Below are 19,507 nucleotides of genomic sequence, written 5' to 3' on the forward strand. Positions count from 1 at the left end.
CCCGTGAAGGGGGCCGGGGCCTCGTCGCGTCCGGGAGCGGGCGGTTCAGCCCTTGGCGACGATCGCCCGCGCGGCGGCGACCTTCTTCTCGTGCAGTCCCCGCAGCTTCCGGAGCACGGCGGAGTCCTTCGCGATCATCGCTTCCTGAAGCCGGGACTCCACCGCGAGCCAGGTCTCCGGCAGCCCGGTGTCGTTCTTGCATGCGACATCGGCGACGGCGGTGGCCTTCTCCTCGTCCGTCACCGGCCCCTTCTCGAATTTATCCACCTTGAAGAGATCAAGCGGCGAGGAGTAGCCGAACCCCTTCTTCGTCATGCAGCCGGACCATTGCGTGAACCCTGCCAGAACGGCTTTGTCCTTCTGGGAATCAACGAAACTCTGTGCCGATATCCGGGTGGCCACCGCGCCGCCCTCCGGATAGTCGTAGTCCTTCCGGAAGTCTTTGGCGGCTTTCCCGAGGCACCCTTCCACCAGAATGTGCCGTCCCCGATACTCGACGGGTCCTGATTTCTTCTCGGCGCCTCGCGTTCCGTACAGAACGACCAGCTCGTCCCGGCCGAGGCCCGAGTCCGGAGCCGATTCCCGCACGGGGGGCAGCCGGTATCCGTATCGAGCCGCGGTGCTTTCGTCGGAGAGGCCGTAGCGTCGGTCGAGTGCCTGAGTCGGTGCCCGCTGGGCGGGAGGCTCGTATGCGATCGAGTAGTCGGCCATGCACCGCTTCGCCAGCACCTGCTCGGCCGTCTCGATGACCGCGTAATCAGCGCTCGTGTAGCTGTACCGGGCGATGGGAAGCCGGAAGGTGTAGTCCCGGGCGGATGCCGTCGGTTCCGGACCCCGGCTCGCCGCGGGCCCGGTCTTGGGGTCCGCTGCGGCGTTCTCCTGCTCCGACTCCTGCGCTGTGCACCCGACCAGGGCGAACAGAGTGAGCAGGGGTATCGCCAGACGTCTCATCGTGTCGCTTCCCATGCGGAGCCCCGCGCGGGCCGTTGCCGTCGCGCGGGGCTGTCGTGCGGATTCGGATGCGGCAGCCCGCGTCAGTTGAACATGTGGCAGTTCTGGCCGATCAGGCCGAAGCCCAGAGAGGCGTTCTCGTTGTACGTCTGGACGAGCTGGTTGGCTCGGCTCAGCTTCGCGACCGTGTCGCAGGGGCCGTTGTACTGGCTGGAGTAGAAGACCGTGGCGACCTGCATGCTGGCGTTGTAGAAGGAGGCGGCGTTGTTCTTCACCGGCTGGCCCTGACCGGCTCCACTGCTCTGGAACGTGTATCCCGCGAGATTGGAGATGCTGCCCATCTGGCCGCTCTGTCCGGTGAAGACGATCCGCGAACCCGAGAGCCCGCTGTTGTAGTAGAAGTGGCCGCAGTTCGCGTGCGCATCGACGCAGTAAATGCCGACGTCGGCCTGGGCCGGTGCGACACCGAGTGCGAGTACGGCGGCGGTGGGAAGCGCGACGGCCAGGGTGCGGCGAATGGCACTCATTCATTTCTCCATAAGGTTCATGATCACGAGTGGGGCGGACGGAGTGTAGGCGCACGGCGAGGAGACAAGTCAAGGCGATTGATCCGGCCACCGGAATGGAATTTGGGATTCCAATAGGAGTCGCGAATTCCGGTCTTCTTCGCCGCCCCTCGCGTACCGTGGCCCCATGGCCATCCGCGCGGTCCTGTGGGACATCGATGACACGCTCTTCGACTACGCCCGTGCCGACCTGGCCGGGATGCGCGACCACCTCACGGCCGAGGGCCTGGTGGACGGATTCGACTCCGTCGACCAGGCCCTCCGTCGTTGGCAGGAGCTGACCGTCGTCCACTGGCGGCGCTTCGAGGTCGGCGGGGTGGACTTCCAGGACCAGCGGCGGGAGCGGGTGCGGGACTTCCTCTCCGCGCCGGGGCTGACCGCCGCCGAGGCCGACGCCTGGTTCGAGCGGTACCTGGCGCACTACGAGGCCGCGTGGGAGCTCTTCCCCGACGCCGTGCCCGTCCTCGACCTGCTGGCGGGTGACTACCGTCACGCGGTCCTGTCGAACTCCAGCATCCACAACCAGGACCGCAAGCTGCGCGTGCTCGGTCTGCGCGAGCGCTTCGAGGCCGTCGTCTGCGCCGCGGAGCTGGGGGTCGCGAAGCCGGCCGCCGAGGCCTTCCACGCCGCCTGCGCCGCACTGGGGCTGGCTCCCGGTGAAGTGGCGTACGTCGGCGACCAGCCGGACATCGACGCGCGCGGGGCCGTCGAGGCGGGGCTCAGAGGGATCTGGCTGGACCGCGCCGGCGCCGGCGGGCGTCCCGAGCTGACCCGGATCACCGGCCTCCACCAGCTCCCCGGCCTGCTGCGCGGGGATACCCGTTTTGGAGCGCCGGACACCTTCGGGTAATGTTCTTCCTGCGCCGAGGGGAGCAAGCCGAAAGGCCGAAACCCCGAAGCGCAAGCCCGAACAAGATCCCCCACGGCGGGGATCGAGTTTTGGTGGCCTATGGTGTAATTGGCAGCACGACTGATTCTGGTTCAGTTAGTCTAGGTTCGAGTCCTGGTAGGCCAGCTCGCAGAGCTCATCTGCACGTGACGCGGATCTCATCCGCAAAGCCCCCGTTGTGTAGCGGCCTAGCACGCTGCCCTCTCAAGGCAGTAGCGCCGGTTCGAATCCGGTCGGGGGTACAGATCCTTCCCGCGGGATCACCTGGGTCGCACCCGGTGAACTCGATGCAGGATCGCTAGGGCCCCCGTTGTGTAGCGGCCTAGCACGCCGCCCTCTCAAGGCGGTAGCGCCGGTTCGAATCCGGTCGGGGGTACTGGTCTAAACCACCATGGCCTATGGTGTAATTGGCAACACTACGGTTTCTGGTACCGTCATTCTAGGTTCGAGTCCTGGTAGGCCAGCTCGCAGAGCTCATCTGCAATCGCGGATCTGATCCGCAAGGCCCCCGTTGTGTAGCGGCCTAGCACGCCGCCCTCTCAAGGCGGTAGCGCCGGTTCGAATCCGGTCGGGGGTACGCATCGAGGAAGCCCTTCCCTTCGGGGGAGGGCTTCCTCGCGTTACAGGTGACTCCGCACACAACTCCGGCCCACCGCTGCGGCGTTGAAGCGGTGGGCCGGTGTTCGGACAGGAGGGACGTGAAGCGCGTCAGCCGTTGCGGCGGAGCGCCTCGGAGAGGCGGGCGGCGGCATCGATGACCGCCTGGGCGTGCATACGGCCCGGGTGACGCGTCAGGCGCTCGATCGGCCCGGAGACCGACACGGCGGCCACCACGCGGTTCGAGGGGCCGCGTACGGGCGCGGAGACGGACGCGACGCCCGGCTCCCGCTCACCGATCGACTGCGCCCAGCCACGGCGCCGTACGCCGGAGAGGGCCGTCGCCGTGAACCGGGCGCCCTGAAGGCCGCGGTGGAGCCGCTCGGGCTCCTCCCAGGCCATCAGGATCTGCGCAGAGGAGCCGGCCTTCATCGTCAGCGTCGAGCCGACCGGGACCGTGTCCCGAAGGCCGGACAGCCGCTCGGCCGCCGCGACGCAGATGCGCATGTCGCCCTGGCGGCGGTAGAGCTGGGCGCTCTCGCCGGTGACATCGCGCAGATGCGTCAGTACGGGGCCCGCGGTGGCGAGCAGGCGGTCCTCACCGGCCGCGGCGGCGAGCTCCGCCAGGCGCGGTCCGAGGATGAACCGGCCCTGCATGTCGCGAGCCACCATCCGGTGGTGTTCCAGTGCCACGGCGAGGCGATGTGCCGTGGGTCGTGCGAGTCCCGTCGCCGCGACCAGACCTGCGAGGGTGGCCGGACCGGACTCCAGGGCGCTCAGGACAAGGGCTGCCTTGTCGAGAACGCCCACGCCGCTAGAGTTGTCCATGCAACGATATTCACGTCTCACTCTGTGAAACGCAAGTTCAATTTTCCCGGGATCTTGCGACCCTGGTGAGGCGGCCGCACAACGGCTTGCGAAACGGGTCTCTAGTTGCGCCGACGTAGCCGTCGGCCGGAGGGAAAGCGATGGGTAGGACACTCGCGGAGAAGGTCTGGGACGACCACGTCGTCCGGCGCGCCGAGGGCGAGCCCGACCTCCTCTTCATCGATCTGCACCTGCTGCACGAGGTGACCAGCCCCCAGGCGTTCGACGGCCTGCGCCAGAACGGCCGGCAGGTGCGGCGCCTCGACCTCACCATCGCCACCGAGGACCACAACACCCCGACCCTCGACATCGACAAGCCCATCGCCGACCCGGTCTCGCGTGCCCAGTTGGAGACCCTGCGCAAGAACTGCGCGGAGTTCGGCGTACGGCTGCACCCGCTGGGCGACGTCGAGCAGGGTGTCGTCCACGTCGTGGGCCCGCAGCTGGGCCTGACCCAGCCCGGCACCACCGTCGTCTGCGGCGACTCCCACACCTCCACGCACGGCGCCTTCGGCGCGCTGGCGTTCGGCATCGGCACCAGCCAGGTCGAGCACGTCCTGGCCACCCAGACCCTGCCGCTGGCCCGCCCCAAGACCATGGCGATCACCGTCGACGGCGAGCTGCCCGAGGACGTCACCGCCAAGGACCTGATCCTGGCGATCATCGCCAAGATCGGCACCGGCGGCGGTCAGGGCTACATCCTGGAGTACCGCGGCTCCGCCATCGAGAAGCTCTCGATGGAGGCCCGGATGACCATCTGCAACATGTCGATCGAGGCCGGCGCCCGCGCGGGCATGATCGCCCCCGACGAGACCACCTTCGCGTACCTGAAGGGCCGCGCCCACGCCCCCGAGGGCGAGGACTGGGACGCCGCCGTCGCGTACTGGGAGACCCTGAAGTCCGACGAGGACGCGGTCTTCGACGCCGAGGTCGTCATCGACGCCGCCTCCCTGGCTCCGTTCGTCACCTGGGGCACCAACCCCGGCCAGGGCGCGCCGCTTTCGGCGAACGTCCCCGACCCGGCTTCGTACGAAGACGCTTCGGAGCGCCTGGCCGCCGAAAAGGCCCTGGAGTACATGGGGTTGACCGCCGGACAGCCGCTGCGGGACATCAAGGTCGACACCGTCTTCGTAGGCTCCTGCACCAACGGCCGCATCGAGGACCTGCGCAACGCCGCCGCCCTGCTGGAGGGCCGCAAGGTCGCCGAGGGCGTTCGGATGCTGGTCGTCCCCGGCTCGGTCCGGGTGGCCCTGCAGGCCGTCGAGGAGGGCCTGGACAAGGTCTTCAAGGAGTCCGGCGCCGAATGGCGGCACGCGGGCTGCTCGATGTGTCTGGGGATGAACCCCGACCAACTGGCGCCCGGTGAGCGCTCCGCGTCCACCTCCAACCGCAACTTCGAGGGTCGGCAGGGCAAGGGCGGCCGGACCCACCTGGTCTCGCCCCAGGTCGCCGCCGCCACCGCCGTGCTGGGCCACCTGGCCTCCCCGGCCGATCTGTCCGACGTCGCTACGCCCGCGGGGGTCTGAGGAACCATGGAAGCTTTCACCACGCACACCGGCCGGGCCGTCCCGCTGCGCCGCAGCAACGTCGACACCGACCAGATCATCCCCGCGCACTGGCTGAAGAAGGTCACCCGCGACGGCTTCGAGGACGGGCTGTTCGAGGCCTGGCGCAAGGACTCCGAGTTCGTGCTCAACCGCCCCGAGCGGCAGGGCGCCTCGGTCCTGGTGGCCGGCCCCGACTTCGGCACCGGCTCCTCCCGCGAGCACGCCGTCTGGGCGCTGCAGAACTACGGCTTCAAGACCGTCATCTCCTCCCGGTTCGCCGACATCTTCCGCGGCAACTCGCTGAAGAACGGCCTGCTGACCGTCGTCCTGGACCAGAAGACCGTGGACGCGCTCTGGGAGCTGACCGAGGCCGACCCGACGGCCGAAATCACCGTTGACTTGGAGCGCCGCAAGGTGCTGGCGCCCGGGATCGACGCCGACTTCGAGCTCGACGAGAACGCTCGCTGGCGTCTGCTGAACGGTCTGGACGACATCAGCCTCACCCTTCAGAACGAAGCCGACATCGCGACCTACGAGGCGGCCAGGCCGGCCTTCAAACCGCGTACAATTACGGTCTGAGCAGCGCTTTTCCACGACTGCGCCCCCCACCCTCCGGTGGGGGGCGCAGTCGCTTGTTGAGACCCCGTCGGGCGACAACTCGCCCTAGATGGCACAATCGGTGCATGGAACGCGACAGCCAACTCGAGCTCTACGAGGCAGTCGCCGCCCGATTGAAGGAAGCGCACACAAGAGTGCGTGAACTGCAAGTCCCGGAGGGCGTAAGGATGGCGCTGTCCCGGAAGCTGCTGGTCGTCACGGCGGCGGCGAAGCACGATCTCGCGGACGCGGCAACGCGTCTCGACCGGTTGATGAAGGACCTCGATGAGGGCCGATTCCCTGAAGACGACTGACACCAGGAACTCCGCAACGGGACTTCTGCGTTGCGGCACTAGGGTGATTAGCCCGTTTCGTGTTTGATTTGCGGTATATACATGCCTAACGTGCGAAAAAGCTTGAACACTTTCGTTCTGGCAATGTCTCCGAAGGGGAAGACGTGAACAAGGCGCAGCTCGTAGAAGCGATTGCCGACAAGCTCGGCGGCCGTCAGCAGGCCGCGGACGCTGTCGACGCGGTGCTGGACGCGATCGTGCGTGCCGTGGTCGGCGGGGACCGGGTTTCGGTCACCGGCTTCGGCTCGTTCGAGAAGGTCGACCGTCCGGCCCGGTACGCCCGCAACCCGCAGACGGGTGAGCGCGTGCGGGTCAAGAAGACCTCGGTGCCGCGCTTCCGTGCGGGTCAGGGCTTCAAGGACCTGGTCAGCGGCTCGAAGAAGCTCCCCAAGGGCGGCGAGGTCTCCGTCAAGAAGGCGCCCAAGGGCAGCCTGACCGGCGGTGCTTCCGCGACCGTGAAGAAGGCCGCGGCCAAGAAGGCCACCACGGCCAAGAAGGCGGCTGCCAAGAAGGCCACCGCCAAGAAGACCGTGGCGAAGAAGACCACCGCGGTCAAGAAGACCACCGCCGCGAAGAAGGCCACCGCGGTCAAGAAGACCGCGGCGGCGGCCAAGAAGGCGGCCCCGGCGAAGAAGACGACGGCCACGGCCAAGAAGACCGTCGCCAAGAAGACCGCGCCGGCGAAGAAGGCCACGGCGAAGAAGGCGCCCGCCAAGAAGACGACGGCGCGCAAGACCACCGCCAAGAAGGCCGCCGCGAAGAAGTAGGAGTAAGCGGCGCAGGGGCCATTGGCCACTCACACGCCGGGCCGGGCTCCCCTCGGGGAGCCCGGCCCGCGGCGCGTTCGCGCCCCCTTCGGCCCAGTCGGGCCGATCTCCTCGGTGCCGGCGGCCGTCCCGATCGGTCGATGCGGTCCGTTCAGAGGGTCTGCAGCGTCACCAGCGTGATCCGCAGCCCCGCGTTCCCGGCCGACCCGGCCTCCTCCGTCTCGATCCGCACCCGCTGGCCCGGACGCAGCAGCAGCAACCCGCCCGCGTCGAAGGCGTCGGCCCCGAACTCCACCGGGGTGCCGTCGTCGAGCAGCACACTGCCGCTGCGGGTCTCGGGGTCGTACGTGTACGCGGTCGCCTGCATGGTCCGCAGCCTATCCGGCCGGATGGAACCGATGGGCCGCCGTCCGCGGGCCGACACCCAGCGCCCACGCGGCCGCCAGATCCTCGCCGGTGTCCACGTCCCGGCGCACGGAATCCACCCCCGCCAGCCGGATTTCCACCGCCCCCGAAGACAAATGCCGCCGCCGCGAAGCGCCCCCGAATGCAGGTGCCAATTCCACTCCCGGACCCGCCGAGAGGAATGTCGTACCGATTTCGGCGGCATCCGCGAGAAATGTCCGAGGGAATTCACCGGCGGCGTCCAGGACCCGGGCCAGCTCCCCGGGGCGCAGCGCCGGCAGGTCCGCGTTGAGCGCGGCGACCCCCGCGTCCGGCCGGGACTCCCGCACCGTCCGCGCCCCGTGCGCCAGCGCCGCGTTGAGTCCGGCGCCCGGTGAGTCGGGCACGATCCGCGCGCCGAGCGCCGCCAATGCGACCGCGGCCACCGGATCGTCCGTGACGACCGCCACATCCCGTACCCGCCCGCATTCCAGCGCCGCGGCCACCGTGTCCTGCGCGAACGCCAGCGCGAGCCGAGGGCGCAGCAGCGCACCGGTGGCCGCGCCGAGCCTGCTCTTCGCCCGGGCAAGGGGCTTCAGGGGGACGACCAGGGACCAGCCGCCGTCCGGATCGGTGTTCATCGGGGCCCATTCTGTCCCGACACCCGCCACGTGTGATCGACGGGCCGTAGGGGCCGGTGCCCGGCGGCGGCCCGATCCCGGGGCGTACGGTGTTCTCGACAGACCAGGAGCATGGGGCGACACTTGTCCCCCTGCACGCCAGTCCCAGAGGAAGGTGCACGAGTGTCCCGCCGCAGAATCGGCTTCTGGTACCGCCTGGCGGCGGTCATCGCTAAACCGCCGCTGGTGGTTCTGTTCAAGCGGGACTGGCGCGGAGCGGAACACATTCCGGCCGACGGCGGATTCATCACCGCCGTCAATCACAACTCGTATCTGGACCCGCTGTCCTACGCGCACTTCCAGTACAACACCGGACGCGTCCCGCGCTTCCTCGCCAAGGCCGGACTCTTCAAGGGCTCGTTCGTCGGCACGATGCTGCGCGGCACCGGACAGATCCCCGTCTACCGCGAGACGACCAACGCGCTGGACGCCTTCCGCGCCGCCGTCGAGGCCATCGAGCGCGGCGAATGCGTCGCCTTCTACCCCGAGGGCACCCTCACCCGCGACCCCGACATGTGGCCCATGGCCGGCAAGACCGGCGCCGCCCGCGTCGCGCTGCTCACCAAGGCCCCTGTCATCCCGGTCGCCCAGTGGGGCGCCAACCTCGCGATGCCGCCGTACGCCAAGGAGAACAAGCTCAACCTGTTCCCGCGCAAGACGCTGATCGTGCAGGCCGGCCCGCCCGTCGACCTCTCCCGCTTCCACGGCCAGGAGCCGACGCCCGAGGTGCTGCGCGAGGCGACCGAGGTCATCATGGCCGCGATCACCGCGATCCTGGAGGACGTACGCGACGAGAAGGCGCCGTCCGAGCCGTACGACCACCGCAAGGCCCGGCTGGAACAGCGGCGCAAGGCCGCCGGGGAGGGCACGAAGTGACCAAGGCAGCCGTATTCGGCACCGGATCGTGGGGCACCGCCTTCGGCATGGTGCTCGCCGACGCGGGCTGCGAGGTGACCCTCTGGGGCCGCCGCGCCGAACTCGCCGAGGCCATCAACACCACCCGTACCAACCCCGACTACCTCCCGGGCGTCGAGCTCCCGGCGAACGTCCGGGCCACCACCGACCCGGCGGAGGCCGCCCACGACGCCGACTTCACCGTCCTCGTCGTGCCCTCCCAGACGCTCCGCGCCAACCTCGCCGAGTGGGCCCCCAAACTGGCCCCCGACACCGTCCTCGTCTCCCTGATGAAGGGCGTCGAACTCGGCACCGCCGAGCGGATGAGCGAGGTCATCATCGAGGTCGCCGACGTGCCCGCGGAGCGCGTCGCCGTCCTCACCGGCCCCAACCTGGCCAAGGAGATCGCCGCCCGGCAGCCCGCCGGGGCCGTCGTCGCCTGCGCCGACGAATCGGTCGCCAAGCGGCTCCAGACCGCCTGCATGACCCCGTACTTCCGCCCGTACACCAGCACCGACGTCGTCGGCTGCGAACTCGGCGGCGCGGTCAAGAACGTCATCGGGCTCGCCGTCGGCATCGCCAACGGCATGGGGCTCGGCGACAACTCCAAGGCCACGCTCATCACCCGTGGCCTCGCCGAGACCACCCGCCTCGGCCTCGCCATGGGCGCCGACCCGCTCACCTTCTCCGGCCTCGCCGGACTCGGCGACCTGGTCGCCACCTGCTCCTCGCCGCTCTCCCGGAACAACACCTTCGGCACCAACCTGGGCCGTGGCATGACGCTCCAGGAGACCATCGCGGCGACCAAGCAGACCGCCGAGGGCGTCAAGTCCTGCGAGTCCGTGCTCGATCTGGCCCGCCGCCACGGGGTCGACATGCCGATCACCGAGACGGTCGTCTCCATCGTCCACGAGGGCAAGCCGCCGATCGTCGCCCTCAAGGAACTGATGTCGCGCAGCGCCAAGTCCGAGCGCCGCTGAGACACCCGCTACGCCGGACGCGCGCGGCGGGCCGGGGCTCTTAAGCGGATCGAACACGCAAGGTACGCTCAACGCGTTATGAGCGAGAACACCCAGAGCCCCCGCAAGCCGCGCGTGGCCGTCGTCTTCGGCGGACGCAGCTCCGAGCACGCCATCTCCGTCGTCACGGCCGGCGCCGTCCTGCGCGCCATCGACCGGACCAAGTACGACGTGCTGCCCATCGGCATCACGACGGACGGGCGCTGGGCGCTGACCGCCGACGCCCCCGAGCGGATGGCGATCGCCGAGCGCTCCCTGCCGAACGTCGCCGACCTCACCGAGTCCGAGCAGGGCGGTGTCGTCCTCTCCGTCGACCCGGCCAACCGCGAGGTCGTGTACACCGAGCCCGGCTCCGTGCCGAAGGCGCTCGGCGAGGTCGACGTCGTCTTCCCGATGCTGCACGGCCCGTACGGCGAGGACGGCACCCTCCAGGGCCTCCTGGAGCTCTCCGGCGTCCCCTACGTCGGCGCGGGCGTCCTCGCCTCCGCCGTCGGCCAGGACAAGGAGTACATGAAGCGGGTGTTCACCTCCTTCGGGCTGCCCGTCGGCCCGTACGAGGTCGTCCGTCCCCGCGAGTGGGAGCAGAACCCCGCGGCCGCCCGCAAGAGGATCGTCGAGTTCGCCGCCGAGCACGGCTGGCCGCTCTTCGTGAAGCCGGCCCGTGGCGGCTCCTCCATGGGCATCACCAAGGTCGACGACCTCTCCGGCCTGGACGAGGCCATCGAGGAGGCGCGGCGCCACGACCCCAAGATCCTCGTCGAGTCGCTGCTGCGCGGGCGCGAGATCGAGTGCGGCGTCCTGGAGTTCGAGGACGGCCCGCGCGCCAGCGTGCCGGCCGAGATCCCGCCCGTCACCGACCACGACTTCTACGACTTCGAGGCCAAGTACATCGACTCGGCGTCCGGGATCGTCCCCGCGCCGATCGGCGACGAGGCCACCGCCGAGGTCCAGCGGCTCGCGGTCGCGGCCTACGAGGCCGTCTCCTGCGAGGGTCTTGTCCGCGCGGACTTCTTCCTCACCGAGGACGGCGAGTTCGTGATCAACGAGATCAACACGATGCCCGGCTTCACCCCGATCTCCATGTACCCGCGCATGTGGCAGGAGAGCGGCGTCAGCTACCCCGAGCTGGTCGACCGGCTGATCCAGGCCGCGCTGACCCGCTCCACGGGCCTGCGCTAGGGGACGACCCCCTAGTCACACTCGGGTTCCAGAGCGCACGGAACGGTCTGCTCCACGGGGGCGGCGAGATCCACGAGCGGTGCGGCGTCGTGTGCGTACCGCTCGTCCAGCGTCACCTCGACGTACGTCTTCCGGTACACCGAGGTGAAGCGGGGTCCGCCGCCCTCCGGCTGTTCCAGCATCCAGCGCACGCCGTCGACCGAGATGCCATGGGACTGGGGATCGGTCATCTTTTCGGGCCGGGGAACACCGCAGCGCAGTACGATCGCCGCGTCCCCCCACCCGGCGGTCAGCTCGGAATCAGGCTGCGGATCGGTCCGTCCCAGCCCCGCCACGGTGTCCGGAAGCTCCTTCGCCAGCGCCTGGCAGAAGGCGGCCTCCTCCGCCGAAGGGCTGGGAACCGGGACCGATGCCTTCGCGTCCGTGGAGGAGCAGCCCGCGGCGGTCAGCAGCAGAAGCGCCGCGGCGGCGGTGGGCAGGCCGAAGGGCCGGTGGGAAGACTTCACCGGCCAAGGGTAGACGGGGGCTACAGATGCACGACCGGGCAGGTGAGGGTCCGCGTGATGCCGTCCACTTGCTGGACCTTGGCGACCACCATGCGGCCCAGTTCATCGACCGTGTCGGCCTGGGCGCGGACGATCACGTCGTACGGGCCCGTCACGTCTTCCGCCTGGATCACCCCCGGGATCTTGGAGATGGTCTCGGCGACGGTCGACGCCTTGCCCACCTCGGTCTGAATAAGGATGTACGCCTGTACCACGGAACCTCCAGGGCGACCACGAGGATCTTGTGGGAGAAAGGGACGCCACGGTACCGCGTCGCCGAGGGCCGCGGGGAGACCTGCGCGCCCCGAGGCGCCCACAGTGTGGCGTACGCACGACAGAAGTTGACGGTCTACTTGACGGTACCCAGCGCGGTGACGGCTCGCGACCCGCAGAGCGAGCGGCGGGCGACGCGCACGGCCGGCACGACAACACGAGGTGATACGCGGTGAAGGGCACAGTAGGAGAGCTGGGGGAGTTCGGGCTCATCAGAGAGCTCACCTCCCGGCTCACCTCCACCCCGGCGGTACGGATCGGACCCGGCGACGACGCCGCGGTCGTCTCCGCACCCGACCGGCGCGTGGTGGCCAGTACGGACATCCTCCTCGAAGGACGGCACTTCCGCCGCGACTGGTCGACGGCGTACGACGTCGGCCGCAAGGCGGCCGCGCAGAACCTCGCCGACATCGCGGCCATGGGCGCCGTCCCCACCGCGCTGCTGCTCGGCCTCGTCGTCCCCGCCGAACTTCCCGCCACGTGGCCCGTGGAGCTCATGGACGGTCTGCGCGACGAGTGCCAGGTCGCCGGCGCGGCCGTCGTCGGCGGCGACGTCGTCCGCGGCGACACCATCACCGTCGCCATCACCGCCCTCGGGGACCTGCGCAACCACGACCCGGTGACCCGGGGCGGGGCACAGCCCGGCGACGTCGTCGCGTACACCGGCTGGCTCGGCTGGTCCGCCGCCGGGTACGCGGTGCTCTCCCGCGGCTTCCGCTCCCCGCGCGCCTTCGTCGAGGCCCATCGGCGGCCCGAACCGCCGTACCACGCGGGCCCCGCGGCCGCCGGGCTCGGCGCCACCGCCATGTGCGACGTCAGCGACGGACTCATCGCCGACCTCGGCCACATCGCCGAGGCCAGCAAGGTCCGCATCGACCTGCGCTCCGGGCTCATCGACATCCCGACCCAGATGAACGACATCGGCCAGGCGGTGGGCGTGGACCCGCTGCAGTGGGTGCTCACCGGGGGAGAGGACCACGCGATCGTCGCCACCTTCCCGCCGGACGTGAAGCTGCCTGCCCGCTGGAAGGTCATCGGCGAGGTCCTCAACCCCTCCGCGCTGCCGCAGGTGACGGTGGACGGGGCGCCCTGGCACAGCAAGGGCGGCTGGGACCACTTCGGGGGGACCGAGTGAGCCTGCCGCTGGTCCTCACCGTCGCCGGATCCGATTCCGGCGGCGGCGCGGGCATCCAGGCCGACCTGAAGACGATGCTCGCCCTCGGTGTCCACGGCATGAGTGTGATCACCGCCGTCACCGCCCAGAACTCGCTGGGCGTCCAGGGCGCGTGGGAGCTGCCCGAGGAGGCCGTACGGGCCCAGTACCGGGCCGTCGTCGACGACATCGGCGTCCGGGCCGTCAAGACCGGCATGCTGTCCTCCGCCGCGCTCGTGGAGACCGTGGCGGAGCTCCTCGCCGGCACACCCGACGTGCCGGTGGTCGTCGACCCGGTCGGGGTCTCCAAGCACGGAGACCCGCTGCTCGCGGCCTCGGCGCTGGATTCCGTACGGACGAAGCTGCTGCCGGTGGCGACGGTGGCCACGCCCAACCTCGACGAGGTGGCACAGCTCACGGGAGTCGTCGTCGAGCGCGAGGCCGATCTGCGGGAGGCCGCGGCGGCGATCCTGGCGTACGGGCCGCGATGGGCGCTCATCAAGGGCGGCCATCTCGAAGGGGACGCGGTCGACCTGCTCACGGACGGGACCGAGGAGCACTGGCTGCGCGCTCCCCGGCACGACAACCGGCACACGCACGGCACCGGCTGCACGCTGGCCTCGGCGGTGGCATCGGGTCTCGCGAAGGGGCTGACCGTGCCCGAGGCGGTGCGGGAGGCGAAGGAGTACGTGACGGGGGCGATCGCGGCCGGCTTCGCGCTGGGCGCCGGGATCGGCCCCGTGGACCACGGCTGGCGATTCCGCGCCTAGCGGGTTTCGTCCCAGGGCATGGCAAAAGGCCGGTTCACCGAGGTGAACCGGCCTTTCAAGGCAACCGCAGGGGCTGCGCTACGACGAAACGTCGGCGTTAGCGCGAGACCTTGCCGGCCTTGATGCACGAGGTGCAGACGTTGAGCCGCTTCGGCGTCCGACCGACCACGGCACGCACACGCTGGATGTTCGGGTTCCAGCGACGAGACGTACGGCGGTGCGAGTGCGAAATGTTGTTGCCGAAGCCCGGCCCCTTGCCGCAGACGTCGCAGTTGGCAGCCACGGGTCACTCCAAAGACTTCAGATTTACAGTGAAATCCGGCGCACCGGAATCAGAGTTCTGAAGTGGCTTGCCGGGGGAATGGCCCGACTCTCGCCGGGCAACCGAAGCAGCATACAACGGCTGCTCCCGTGGAACGAAACTACCATGGCGACGGCGGCCCCCGCCCCGGGTGCAGGTCACGAGCGGGTCTACCCTGCGGTGAGCCGACCGCAGTCGCCGCCTAGCTGGAGGATCACCCGTTGCCGCAGACCGCGCAGACCCTCGACGCCGCAGCGGTCCGCTCCTGGTGCGCACGGGCGCTGGACGCGCTCGGCAGGGAGCGCGAGGAGATCGACGCGATCAACGTCTATCCGATCGCCGACGGGGACACCGGCACGAATCTCTATCTGACGGTGGAATCCGCGGCCCGGGCGGTCGAGACGGCCTGTGCGGAGGACGCCTCCGACGCGGGCGACGCCATACGGGCCATGGCCCACGGCGCCCTGATCGGCGCCCGGGGCAACTCCGGAACGATTCTCTCGCAGCTGCTGCGCGGCATGGCGTCCGTCCTCACGGACGGACATGACGGCGATCACCTCGCCCGGTCCCTGGCCGCGGCGGCGCGCGCGGCCCGTGAGGCCGTGGCGCACCCCGTCGAAGGAACGATCCTCAGCGTGGCCGCCGCGGCCGCGGACGCCTGCGGCAGCGGCGGAAGCCTCGTGACGGTGGCCAGGGGGGCGTACGAGGGGGCCAGGACCGCCCTCGAGGCCACCCCCGGCCAACTGGCCGTCCTCGAACGCGCCGGCGTCGTGGACGCCGGCGGACGGGGTCTGGTGGCCGTCCTCGGGGCCCTCGTCGAGGTCGTGTCGGGGGAGGCGCAGGTACGGCCGCCGAGGCCCGCGCCCCGGCCGATCGCCGACGAGGCGTGTGGACCCGAGGACGGACCTGCCGGACCCGCCTTCGAGGTGATCTACCTCCTGGAGGCGGAGGACCCGGCCGTCGAACGGCTGCGGGCCCGACTGGACGCGCTGGGGGACTCACTGGTCGTGGTCGGCGGCGACGGGCTGTGGAACGTCCACGTGCACGTCGACGACGCGGGAGCGGCCGTGGAGGCCGGCGTGGAGGCGGGCCGGCCGTACCGGATCCGCATCACGCACTTCTCGGGCGCCACCGAGACCCGGGAGCGGATGCAGCGGGCGGTCGTGGCGGTCGTACCCGGCGAAGGGCTCGCGGGCCTGTGCGCGGAGGCCGGGGCGACGACGGTGCTGGCCAGGCCGGGCGAGCCGCCGGCCGGCGGCGAACTCGTCGACGCCATCAGGCGGGCCCACGCGCGCGAGGTCGTGCTCCTGCCGAACGACACCGACCTGCGGCACACCGCCGGCGCCGCCGCCGAACAGGCCCGCGCCGAGGGCATCCGGGTCGCCCTCATCCCGACCCGGGCCGCCGTCCAGGGCATCGCCGCGCTCGCCGTCCACGAACCGGACCGGCGTTTCGACGAGGACGTGGTGGCGATGACGGCGGCCGCGGGCGCGACCCGGTACGCCGAACTCGCCGTCGCCGAACGGCAGTCCTTCACCTCGGCCGGCGTCTGCCAGGCCGGCGACATCCTGGGTCTGATCGAGGGCGACGTGGCCGTCATCGGCCAGGACCTGACGACGACGGCCCGCACGGTCCTCGACCGCATGCTGTCGGCGGGCGGCGAACTGGTCACGCTGATCGTGGCCGACGAGACCCCGCCCTCCCTGGCGACCGCGCTCGAACGCCACGTCCGCGAGACGTACCTGGCCGTCGACACGGCCACGTACCGCGGGGGAGTGGGGGCGCCACCGCTCCTGATCGGCGTCGAGTAGCCCGTCGGCGGCGTGCGGGGCCTCCTTCCGGGGCACCCGCCCCGGCGGCACCTCGCCGACGTGACGCGGCGATATCCACAGCCTGCGGGACGGGTGTCAGTGCGGTGGTGTGCAATGGAACGCGTGCCAGTGCTCGACGAACCCCTCAAGAACCTCCTCGGCGCCGCCACCGCGAAGGTGATGGCCGAGCACCTCGACCTGCGGACGGTCGGGGACCTCCTCCACCACTACCCCCGGCGGTACGCCGAGCGCGGTGAACTCACCGCCCTCGCCGATCTGCCGCTGGACGAGCACGTCACGGTGGTCGCGCAGGTGGCCGACGCCCGCGTGCTGACCTTCAACAAGGGCGGCCGGGGCAAGGGTCAGCGCCTCGAGGTCACCATCACCGACGGCAGCGGCCGGATGCAGCTGGTCTTCTTCGGGCGGGCCGTCCACTTCCACCAGAAGGAGCTTCTGCCCGGCCGCCGCGGGATGTTCGCCGGCAAGGTCGGCGTCTTCAACCGCAAGCTCCAGCTCACCCACCCCGAGTACAAACTCCTCGACGCGGAGAGCAGCGACGAGACGGTCAAGGCGTTCGCGAACGAGCTGCTGCCGATCTACCCGGCCTGCAAGCAGCTGGAGTCGTGGACCATCGAGCAGTCCGTCTCCATCGCCCTCGACTCCCTGGTCGCCACCGACTGGGCCGGGCTCGCCGACCCGCTGCCGGCCGCCCTGCGCGAGGACCGCGGCCTCACCGACCTGCCCGAAGCCCTCCTGAAGGTCCACCGCCCCCGCACCAAGGCGGACATCGAGGACGCCCGGCAGCGGCTCAAGTGGGACGAGGCGTTCGTCCTCCAGGTCGCCCTCGCCCGCCGCCGGTTCGCCGACACCCAACTGCCCGCCGTCGCCCGCAGACCCGCCCCGGACGGCCTCCTCGACGCCTTCGACGCCAAGCTGCCCTTCACCCTCACCGACGGCCAGCAGAAGGTCTCCAAGGAGATCTTCGACGACCTCGCCACCGAGCACCCCATGCACCGCCTCCTCCAGGGCGAGGTCGGCTCCGGCAAGGCGCAGCCCCTCGACGCGCTCGTGCTGACTCCCGGGGGTTATCGGCAGATGGGCGATATCGCGGTGGGCGACGAGGTCGTCGTGCCCAGGGGCGACATCGCCCTGGTCGACGGGGTCTTCCCGCAAGGAGAGCGGGATGTATGGCGCCTCGTACTGTCCGACGGCACGTCCGTGGAATGCGATGACGAGCACCTGTGGATCGTGGGAACGAGCTGTGCCTGGGACCGAGGGCAGGTCCCCAAGGTGATGACCACAGGCGAGATTCGTGAGGACCTGTCGAAAGCCAACGGCTCCTCGAAGTGGTACATCCCGGCGGCCACTCCGGTGGACCTGTCCGACGGCACGTCGCCGCCGCTGGATCCGTACCTGTTCGGACTGCTCCTCGGGGACGGATCCTTCCGGCACAACCTGCGTCTTTCGACGGCCGATGAGGAGATTCTGGCCGCGGCCCGTTCCACTCTGGGCCCCGAGTGCGCGGTCACTCCCGTCCCCGGCTCCCGCTGCGACTACACGATCGGGATGACGGGGCCCCGGGGCGGTACCCGGCGGAATCCCGTGATCAGCGTGCTGCGCTCACTTGGTCTCTGGGGAGCCACATCGCACGACAAGTTCTTGCCCCTCGAGTTCAAGAACACCTCGATCAAGAACCGTCTCGCTGTGCTCCAGGGGCTCATGGACACGGACGGGACCGTGGATGCCCAGGGCATGGGCGTGTCCTTCTGTTCGGCCTCTCGGAAACTGGCCGACGACGTCGCATGGCTCGTGCGTTCGCTCGGCGGACGGGCTCGCGTGCTGCCGAAGCGCGAGGCGTTCAACGTATCGGTCGCGCTGCCCGATGAGTACGTTCCCTTCCGACTCGGCCGGAAGGCATCTCGCGTCTGTGCCAGGCCGAAGTACAACACGTTTCGGCGTGGGATCCGGGCAGTGGAGTACGTCGGCCGCAAGCCGGTCCAGTGCATCAGCGTCGCCGACGCGAGTCATGCGTACGTGACCGATCACTTCACCGTGACGCACAACACGATGGTGGCCCTGCGGGCCATGCTCGCCGTCGTCGACGCCGGTGGACAGGCCGCGATGCTCGCCCCCACAGAGGTCCTCGCCCAGCAGCACCACCGCTCGATCACCGAGATGATGGGCGAGCTCGCCGAGGGAGGGATGCTCGGCGGCGCCGAGCACGCCACCAAGGTCGTCCTGCTCACCGGCTCGATGGGCGCCGCCGGCCGCCGGCAGGCCCTGCTCGACCTCGTCACCGGCGAGGCCGGGATCGTGATCGGCACGCATGCGCTCATCGAGGACAAGGTGCAGTTCCACGACCTCGGCCTGGTCGTGGTCGACGAGCAGCACCGCTTCGGCGTCGAGCAGCGCGACGCCCTGCGCGGGAAGGGCAAGCAGCCGCCCCACCTGCTCGTCATGACGGCCACCCCCATCCCGCGGACGGTCGCCATGACCGTCTTCGGCGACCTGGAGACCTCCGTCCTGGACCAACTGCCCGCAGGGCGCTCGCCGATCGCCAGCCACGTCGTGCCCGCCGCCGACAAGCCGCACTTCCTCACGCGCGCGTGGGAGCGGGTGCGCGAGGAGGTGGAGAACGGACACCAGGCGTACGTGGTCTGCCCCCGCATCGGCGACGACGAGGACGAGAACGGCAAGGGGGCGAAGAAGAAGCCGTCCCCCGAGGACGAGGCCGAGAAGCGCCCGCCGCTCGCCGTCGTCGAGATCGCCGACCGGCTCACCCAGGGGCCACTCGCCGGACTCCGCATCGAGGTCCTGCACGGCCGGATGCACCCGGACGACAAGGACGACGTCATGCGCCGCTTCGCCGCCGGCGAGGTCGACGTCCTGGTGGCCACGACGGTCATCGAGGTCGGCGTCAACGTCCCCAACGCCACCGCCATGGTGATCATGGACGCCGACCGCTTCGGCGTCTCCCAGCTCCACCAGCTCCGCGGCCGCGTCGGCCGAGGCTCCGCCCCCGGCCTGTGCCTCCTCGTCACCGAGATGCCCGAGGCCAGTCCCGCCCGGCAGCGCCTCGGCGCCGTCGCCTCCACCCTCGACGGCTTCGAGCTCTCCCGTATCGACCTCGAACAGCGCCGCGAGGGCGACGTCCTCGGCCAGGCCCAGTCCGGCGTCCGCTCCTCCCTGCGGATGCTCACCGTCATCGACGACGAGGAGGTCATCGCCGCCGCCCGCGAGGAGGCGACCGCCGTCGTCCTCGCCGACCCGGACCTCATCGACCACCCCGAGCTGCGCACCGCGCTGGACGCCCTCCTGGACAAGGAGCGGGAGGAGTACCTGGAGAAGGGGTGACGTCACACCC

At 70.2% G+C, this 19,507-nt stretch carries 20 protein-coding genes and 5 tRNA genes; 17 read left to right on the forward strand and 8 right to left on the reverse strand.

The window, feature by feature from the left end; all coding sequences use genetic code 11:
* Window positions 1-45: 45 nt before the first annotated feature.
* Window positions 46-951 (reverse strand): hypothetical protein, encoded by a 906-nt coding sequence (locus tag ACFQ7Q_RS27615; protein WP_383559727.1) that lies wholly within the window; start codon window positions 949-951, stop codon window positions 46-48.
* 83 nt (window positions 952-1,034) lie between these two features.
* Window positions 1,035-1,478 (reverse strand): peptidase inhibitor family I36 protein, encoded by a 444-nt coding sequence (locus ACFQ7Q_RS27620; RefSeq protein WP_383559729.1) that lies wholly within the window; start codon window positions 1,476-1,478, stop codon window positions 1,035-1,037.
* Between the two features lie 166 nt (window positions 1,479-1,644).
* Here ACFQ7Q_RS27620 and ACFQ7Q_RS27625 point away from each other — a divergent pair, with 166 nt between their 5' ends.
* The 6 genes from ACFQ7Q_RS27625 to ACFQ7Q_RS27650 all read left to right on the forward strand — a co-directional run bounded on the left by ACFQ7Q_RS27625 (window position 1,645) and on the right by ACFQ7Q_RS27650 (window position 2,983).
* Window positions 1,645-2,367 (forward strand): HAD family hydrolase, encoded by a 723-nt coding sequence (locus ACFQ7Q_RS27625; protein WP_383559731.1) that lies wholly within the window; start codon window positions 1,645-1,647, stop codon window positions 2,365-2,367.
* Between the two features lie 93 nt (window positions 2,368-2,460).
* Window positions 2,461-2,532 (forward strand) — tRNA-Gln (locus ACFQ7Q_RS27630).
* Between the two features lie 43 nt (window positions 2,533-2,575).
* A tRNA-Glu gene (locus ACFQ7Q_RS27635) sits at window positions 2,576-2,648 on the forward strand.
* A gap of 61 nt (window positions 2,649-2,709) precedes the next feature.
* Window positions 2,710-2,782: transfer RNA gene (locus tag ACFQ7Q_RS27640), tRNA-Glu, on the forward strand.
* Between the two features lie 16 nt (window positions 2,783-2,798).
* A tRNA-Gln gene (locus ACFQ7Q_RS27645) sits at window positions 2,799-2,870 on the forward strand.
* A gap of 40 nt (window positions 2,871-2,910) precedes the next feature.
* Window positions 2,911-2,983, forward strand: a tRNA-Glu gene (locus tag ACFQ7Q_RS27650).
* A 131-nt stretch (window positions 2,984-3,114) separates the two neighbouring features.
* Here ACFQ7Q_RS27650 and ndgR read toward each other — a convergent pair.
* Window positions 3,115-3,831 carry an IclR family transcriptional regulator NdgR gene (gene ndgR / locus ACFQ7Q_RS27655; RefSeq protein ID WP_005311436.1) on the reverse strand — a complete coding sequence of 239 codons (717 nt, stop codon included), beginning with the start codon at window positions 3,829-3,831 and terminating at the stop codon, window positions 3,115-3,117.
* Between the two features lie 140 nt (window positions 3,832-3,971).
* On the opposite strand from ndgR, the gene leuC reads away from it, so the two are divergent.
* The 4 genes from leuC (at window position 3,972) to ACFQ7Q_RS27675 (ending at window position 7,134) form a co-directional block, all read left to right on the forward strand.
* Complete coding sequence (leuC, locus tag ACFQ7Q_RS27660) at window positions 3,972-5,396, forward strand: 3-isopropylmalate dehydratase large subunit (protein ID WP_383559732.1); 1,425 nt, start codon at window positions 3,972-3,974, stop codon at window positions 5,394-5,396.
* Between the two features lie 6 nt (window positions 5,397-5,402).
* On the forward strand, window positions 5,403-5,996 hold the full coding sequence (leuD, locus tag ACFQ7Q_RS27665; RefSeq protein WP_383559733.1) for a 3-isopropylmalate dehydratase small subunit: 594 nt from the start codon (window positions 5,403-5,405) through the stop codon (window positions 5,994-5,996).
* A 104-nt stretch (window positions 5,997-6,100) separates the two neighbouring features.
* On the forward strand, window positions 6,101-6,328 hold the full coding sequence (locus ACFQ7Q_RS27670) for a hypothetical protein (protein ID WP_260227783.1): 228 nt from the start codon (window positions 6,101-6,103) through the stop codon (window positions 6,326-6,328).
* A 143-nt stretch (window positions 6,329-6,471) separates the two neighbouring features.
* Window positions 6,472-7,134, forward strand: coding sequence for an HU family DNA-binding protein (locus ACFQ7Q_RS27675; protein WP_383559735.1), 663 nt, complete (start codon window positions 6,472-6,474; stop codon window positions 7,132-7,134).
* Window positions 7,135-7,285: 151 nt separating this feature from the next.
* On the opposite strand, the gene ACFQ7Q_RS27680 is transcribed toward ACFQ7Q_RS27675, so the two are convergent.
* Window positions 7,286-7,501: a hypothetical protein gene (locus ACFQ7Q_RS27680; protein ID WP_383559737.1), complete on the reverse strand. Its 216-nt coding sequence runs from the start codon at window positions 7,499-7,501 to the stop codon at window positions 7,286-7,288.
* Between the two features lie 10 nt (window positions 7,502-7,511).
* Window positions 7,512-8,159, reverse strand: a complete 648-nt coding sequence (cofC, locus tag ACFQ7Q_RS27685) for a 2-phospho-L-lactate guanylyltransferase (protein ID WP_383559739.1) — start codon at window positions 8,157-8,159, stop codon at window positions 7,512-7,514.
* A gap of 162 nt (window positions 8,160-8,321) precedes the next feature.
* Here cofC and ACFQ7Q_RS27690 point away from each other — a divergent pair, with 162 nt between their 5' ends.
* The 3 genes from ACFQ7Q_RS27690 (at window position 8,322) to ACFQ7Q_RS27700 (ending at window position 11,290) form a co-directional block, all read left to right on the forward strand.
* Window positions 8,322-9,074, forward strand: coding sequence for a lysophospholipid acyltransferase family protein (locus ACFQ7Q_RS27690; protein WP_383559741.1), 753 nt, complete (start codon window positions 8,322-8,324; stop codon window positions 9,072-9,074).
* Window positions 9,071-10,072 carry an NAD(P)H-dependent glycerol-3-phosphate dehydrogenase gene (locus tag ACFQ7Q_RS27695; protein ID WP_383559743.1) on the forward strand — a complete coding sequence of 334 codons (1,002 nt, stop codon included), beginning with the start codon at window positions 9,071-9,073 and terminating at the stop codon, window positions 10,070-10,072. Before ACFQ7Q_RS27690 ends, ACFQ7Q_RS27695 begins: the two co-directional genes overlap by 4 nt.
* Before the next feature lie 78 nt (window positions 10,073-10,150).
* Window positions 10,151-11,290: a D-alanine--D-alanine ligase family protein gene (locus ACFQ7Q_RS27700; protein ID WP_383559744.1), complete on the forward strand. Its 1,140-nt coding sequence runs from the start codon at window positions 10,151-10,153 to the stop codon at window positions 11,288-11,290.
* Between the two features lie 11 nt (window positions 11,291-11,301).
* Here ACFQ7Q_RS27700 and ACFQ7Q_RS27705 read toward each other — a convergent pair whose 3' ends face one another.
* Window positions 11,302-11,796, reverse strand: a complete 495-nt coding sequence (locus tag ACFQ7Q_RS27705) for a DUF3515 domain-containing protein (RefSeq protein ID WP_383559745.1) — start codon at window positions 11,794-11,796, stop codon at window positions 11,302-11,304.
* Window positions 11,797-11,816: 20 nt separating this feature from the next.
* On the reverse strand, window positions 11,817-12,050 hold the full coding sequence (locus ACFQ7Q_RS27710) for an Lrp/AsnC family transcriptional regulator (RefSeq protein WP_028802415.1): 234 nt from the start codon (window positions 12,048-12,050) through the stop codon (window positions 11,817-11,819).
* 230 nt (window positions 12,051-12,280) lie between these two features.
* Between ACFQ7Q_RS27710 and ACFQ7Q_RS27715 the strand changes: the two genes are divergently transcribed.
* Both ACFQ7Q_RS27715 and thiD read left to right on the forward strand, forming a co-directional pair.
* The gene (locus ACFQ7Q_RS27715; RefSeq protein WP_383559747.1) at window positions 12,281-13,243 is read left to right on the forward strand and encodes a thiamine-phosphate kinase; all 963 of its coding nucleotides are present in this window, start codon (window positions 12,281-12,283) and stop codon (window positions 13,241-13,243) included.
* Window positions 13,240-14,031 carry a bifunctional hydroxymethylpyrimidine kinase/phosphomethylpyrimidine kinase gene (gene thiD / locus ACFQ7Q_RS27720; RefSeq protein WP_383559749.1) on the forward strand — a complete coding sequence of 264 codons (792 nt, stop codon included), beginning with the start codon at window positions 13,240-13,242 and terminating at the stop codon, window positions 14,029-14,031. The genes ACFQ7Q_RS27715 and thiD overlap by 4 nt, the downstream gene beginning before the upstream one ends.
* 97 nt (window positions 14,032-14,128) lie before the next feature.
* Here the strand turns inward: thiD and rpmB are convergent, their stop codons facing one another.
* The gene (gene rpmB / locus ACFQ7Q_RS27725) at window positions 14,129-14,314 is read right to left on the reverse strand and encodes a 50S ribosomal protein L28 (protein ID WP_003957616.1); all 186 of its coding nucleotides are present in this window, start codon (window positions 14,312-14,314) and stop codon (window positions 14,129-14,131) included.
* Window positions 14,315-14,553: 239 nt separating this feature from the next.
* Here rpmB and ACFQ7Q_RS27730 point away from each other — a divergent pair, with 239 nt between their 5' ends.
* Both ACFQ7Q_RS27730 and ACFQ7Q_RS27735 read left to right on the forward strand, forming a co-directional pair.
* On the forward strand, window positions 14,554-16,143 hold the full coding sequence (locus tag ACFQ7Q_RS27730; protein ID WP_383559751.1) for a DAK2 domain-containing protein: 1,590 nt from the start codon (window positions 14,554-14,556) through the stop codon (window positions 16,141-16,143).
* Window positions 16,144-16,257: 114 nt separating this feature from the next.
* Window positions 16,258-19,497 (forward strand): helicase-related protein, encoded by a 3,240-nt coding sequence (locus ACFQ7Q_RS27735; protein WP_383559752.1) that lies wholly within the window; start codon window positions 16,258-16,260, stop codon window positions 19,495-19,497.
* Window positions 19,498-19,507: the final 10 nt, after the last annotated feature.

Source organism: Streptomyces sp. NPDC056527, from assembly GCF_042794475.1.
Lineage (GTDB): Bacteria > Actinomycetota > Actinomycetes > Streptomycetales > Streptomycetaceae > Streptomyces.

Coding starts and splice junctions, on each gene's coding strand:
- ACFQ7Q_RS27620 (WP_383559729.1), bottom strand. CDS start 1,478: ATGAGTGCCATTCGCCGCACCCTGGCCGTCGCGCTTCCCACCGCCGCC.
- leuD (WP_383559733.1), top strand. CDS start 5,403: ATGGAAGCTTTCACCACGCACACCGGCCGGGCCGTCCCGCTGCGCCGC.
- ACFQ7Q_RS27615 (WP_383559727.1), bottom strand. CDS start 951: ATGAGACGTCTGGCGATACCCCTGCTCACTCTGTTCGCCCTGGTCGGG.
- ACFQ7Q_RS27625 (WP_383559731.1), top strand. CDS start 1,645: ATGGCCATCCGCGCGGTCCTGTGGGACATCGATGACACGCTCTTCGAC.
- leuC (WP_383559732.1), top strand. CDS start 3,972: ATGGGTAGGACACTCGCGGAGAAGGTCTGGGACGACCACGTCGTCCGG.
- cofC (WP_383559739.1), bottom strand. CDS start 8,159: ATGAACACCGATCCGGACGGCGGCTGGTCCCTGGTCGTCCCCCTGAAG.
- ACFQ7Q_RS27700 (WP_383559744.1), top strand. CDS start 10,151: ATGAGCGAGAACACCCAGAGCCCCCGCAAGCCGCGCGTGGCCGTCGTC.
- ndgR (WP_005311436.1), bottom strand. CDS start 3,831: ATGGACAACTCTAGCGGCGTGGGCGTTCTCGACAAGGCAGCCCTTGTC.
- ACFQ7Q_RS27680 (WP_383559737.1), bottom strand. CDS start 7,501: ATGCAGGCGACCGCGTACACGTACGACCCCGAGACCCGCAGCGGCAGT.
- ACFQ7Q_RS27735 (WP_383559752.1), top strand. CDS start 16,258: ATGGAACGCGTGCCAGTGCTCGACGAACCCCTCAAGAACCTCCTCGGC.
- ACFQ7Q_RS27670 (WP_260227783.1), top strand. CDS start 6,101: ATGGAACGCGACAGCCAACTCGAGCTCTACGAGGCAGTCGCCGCCCGA.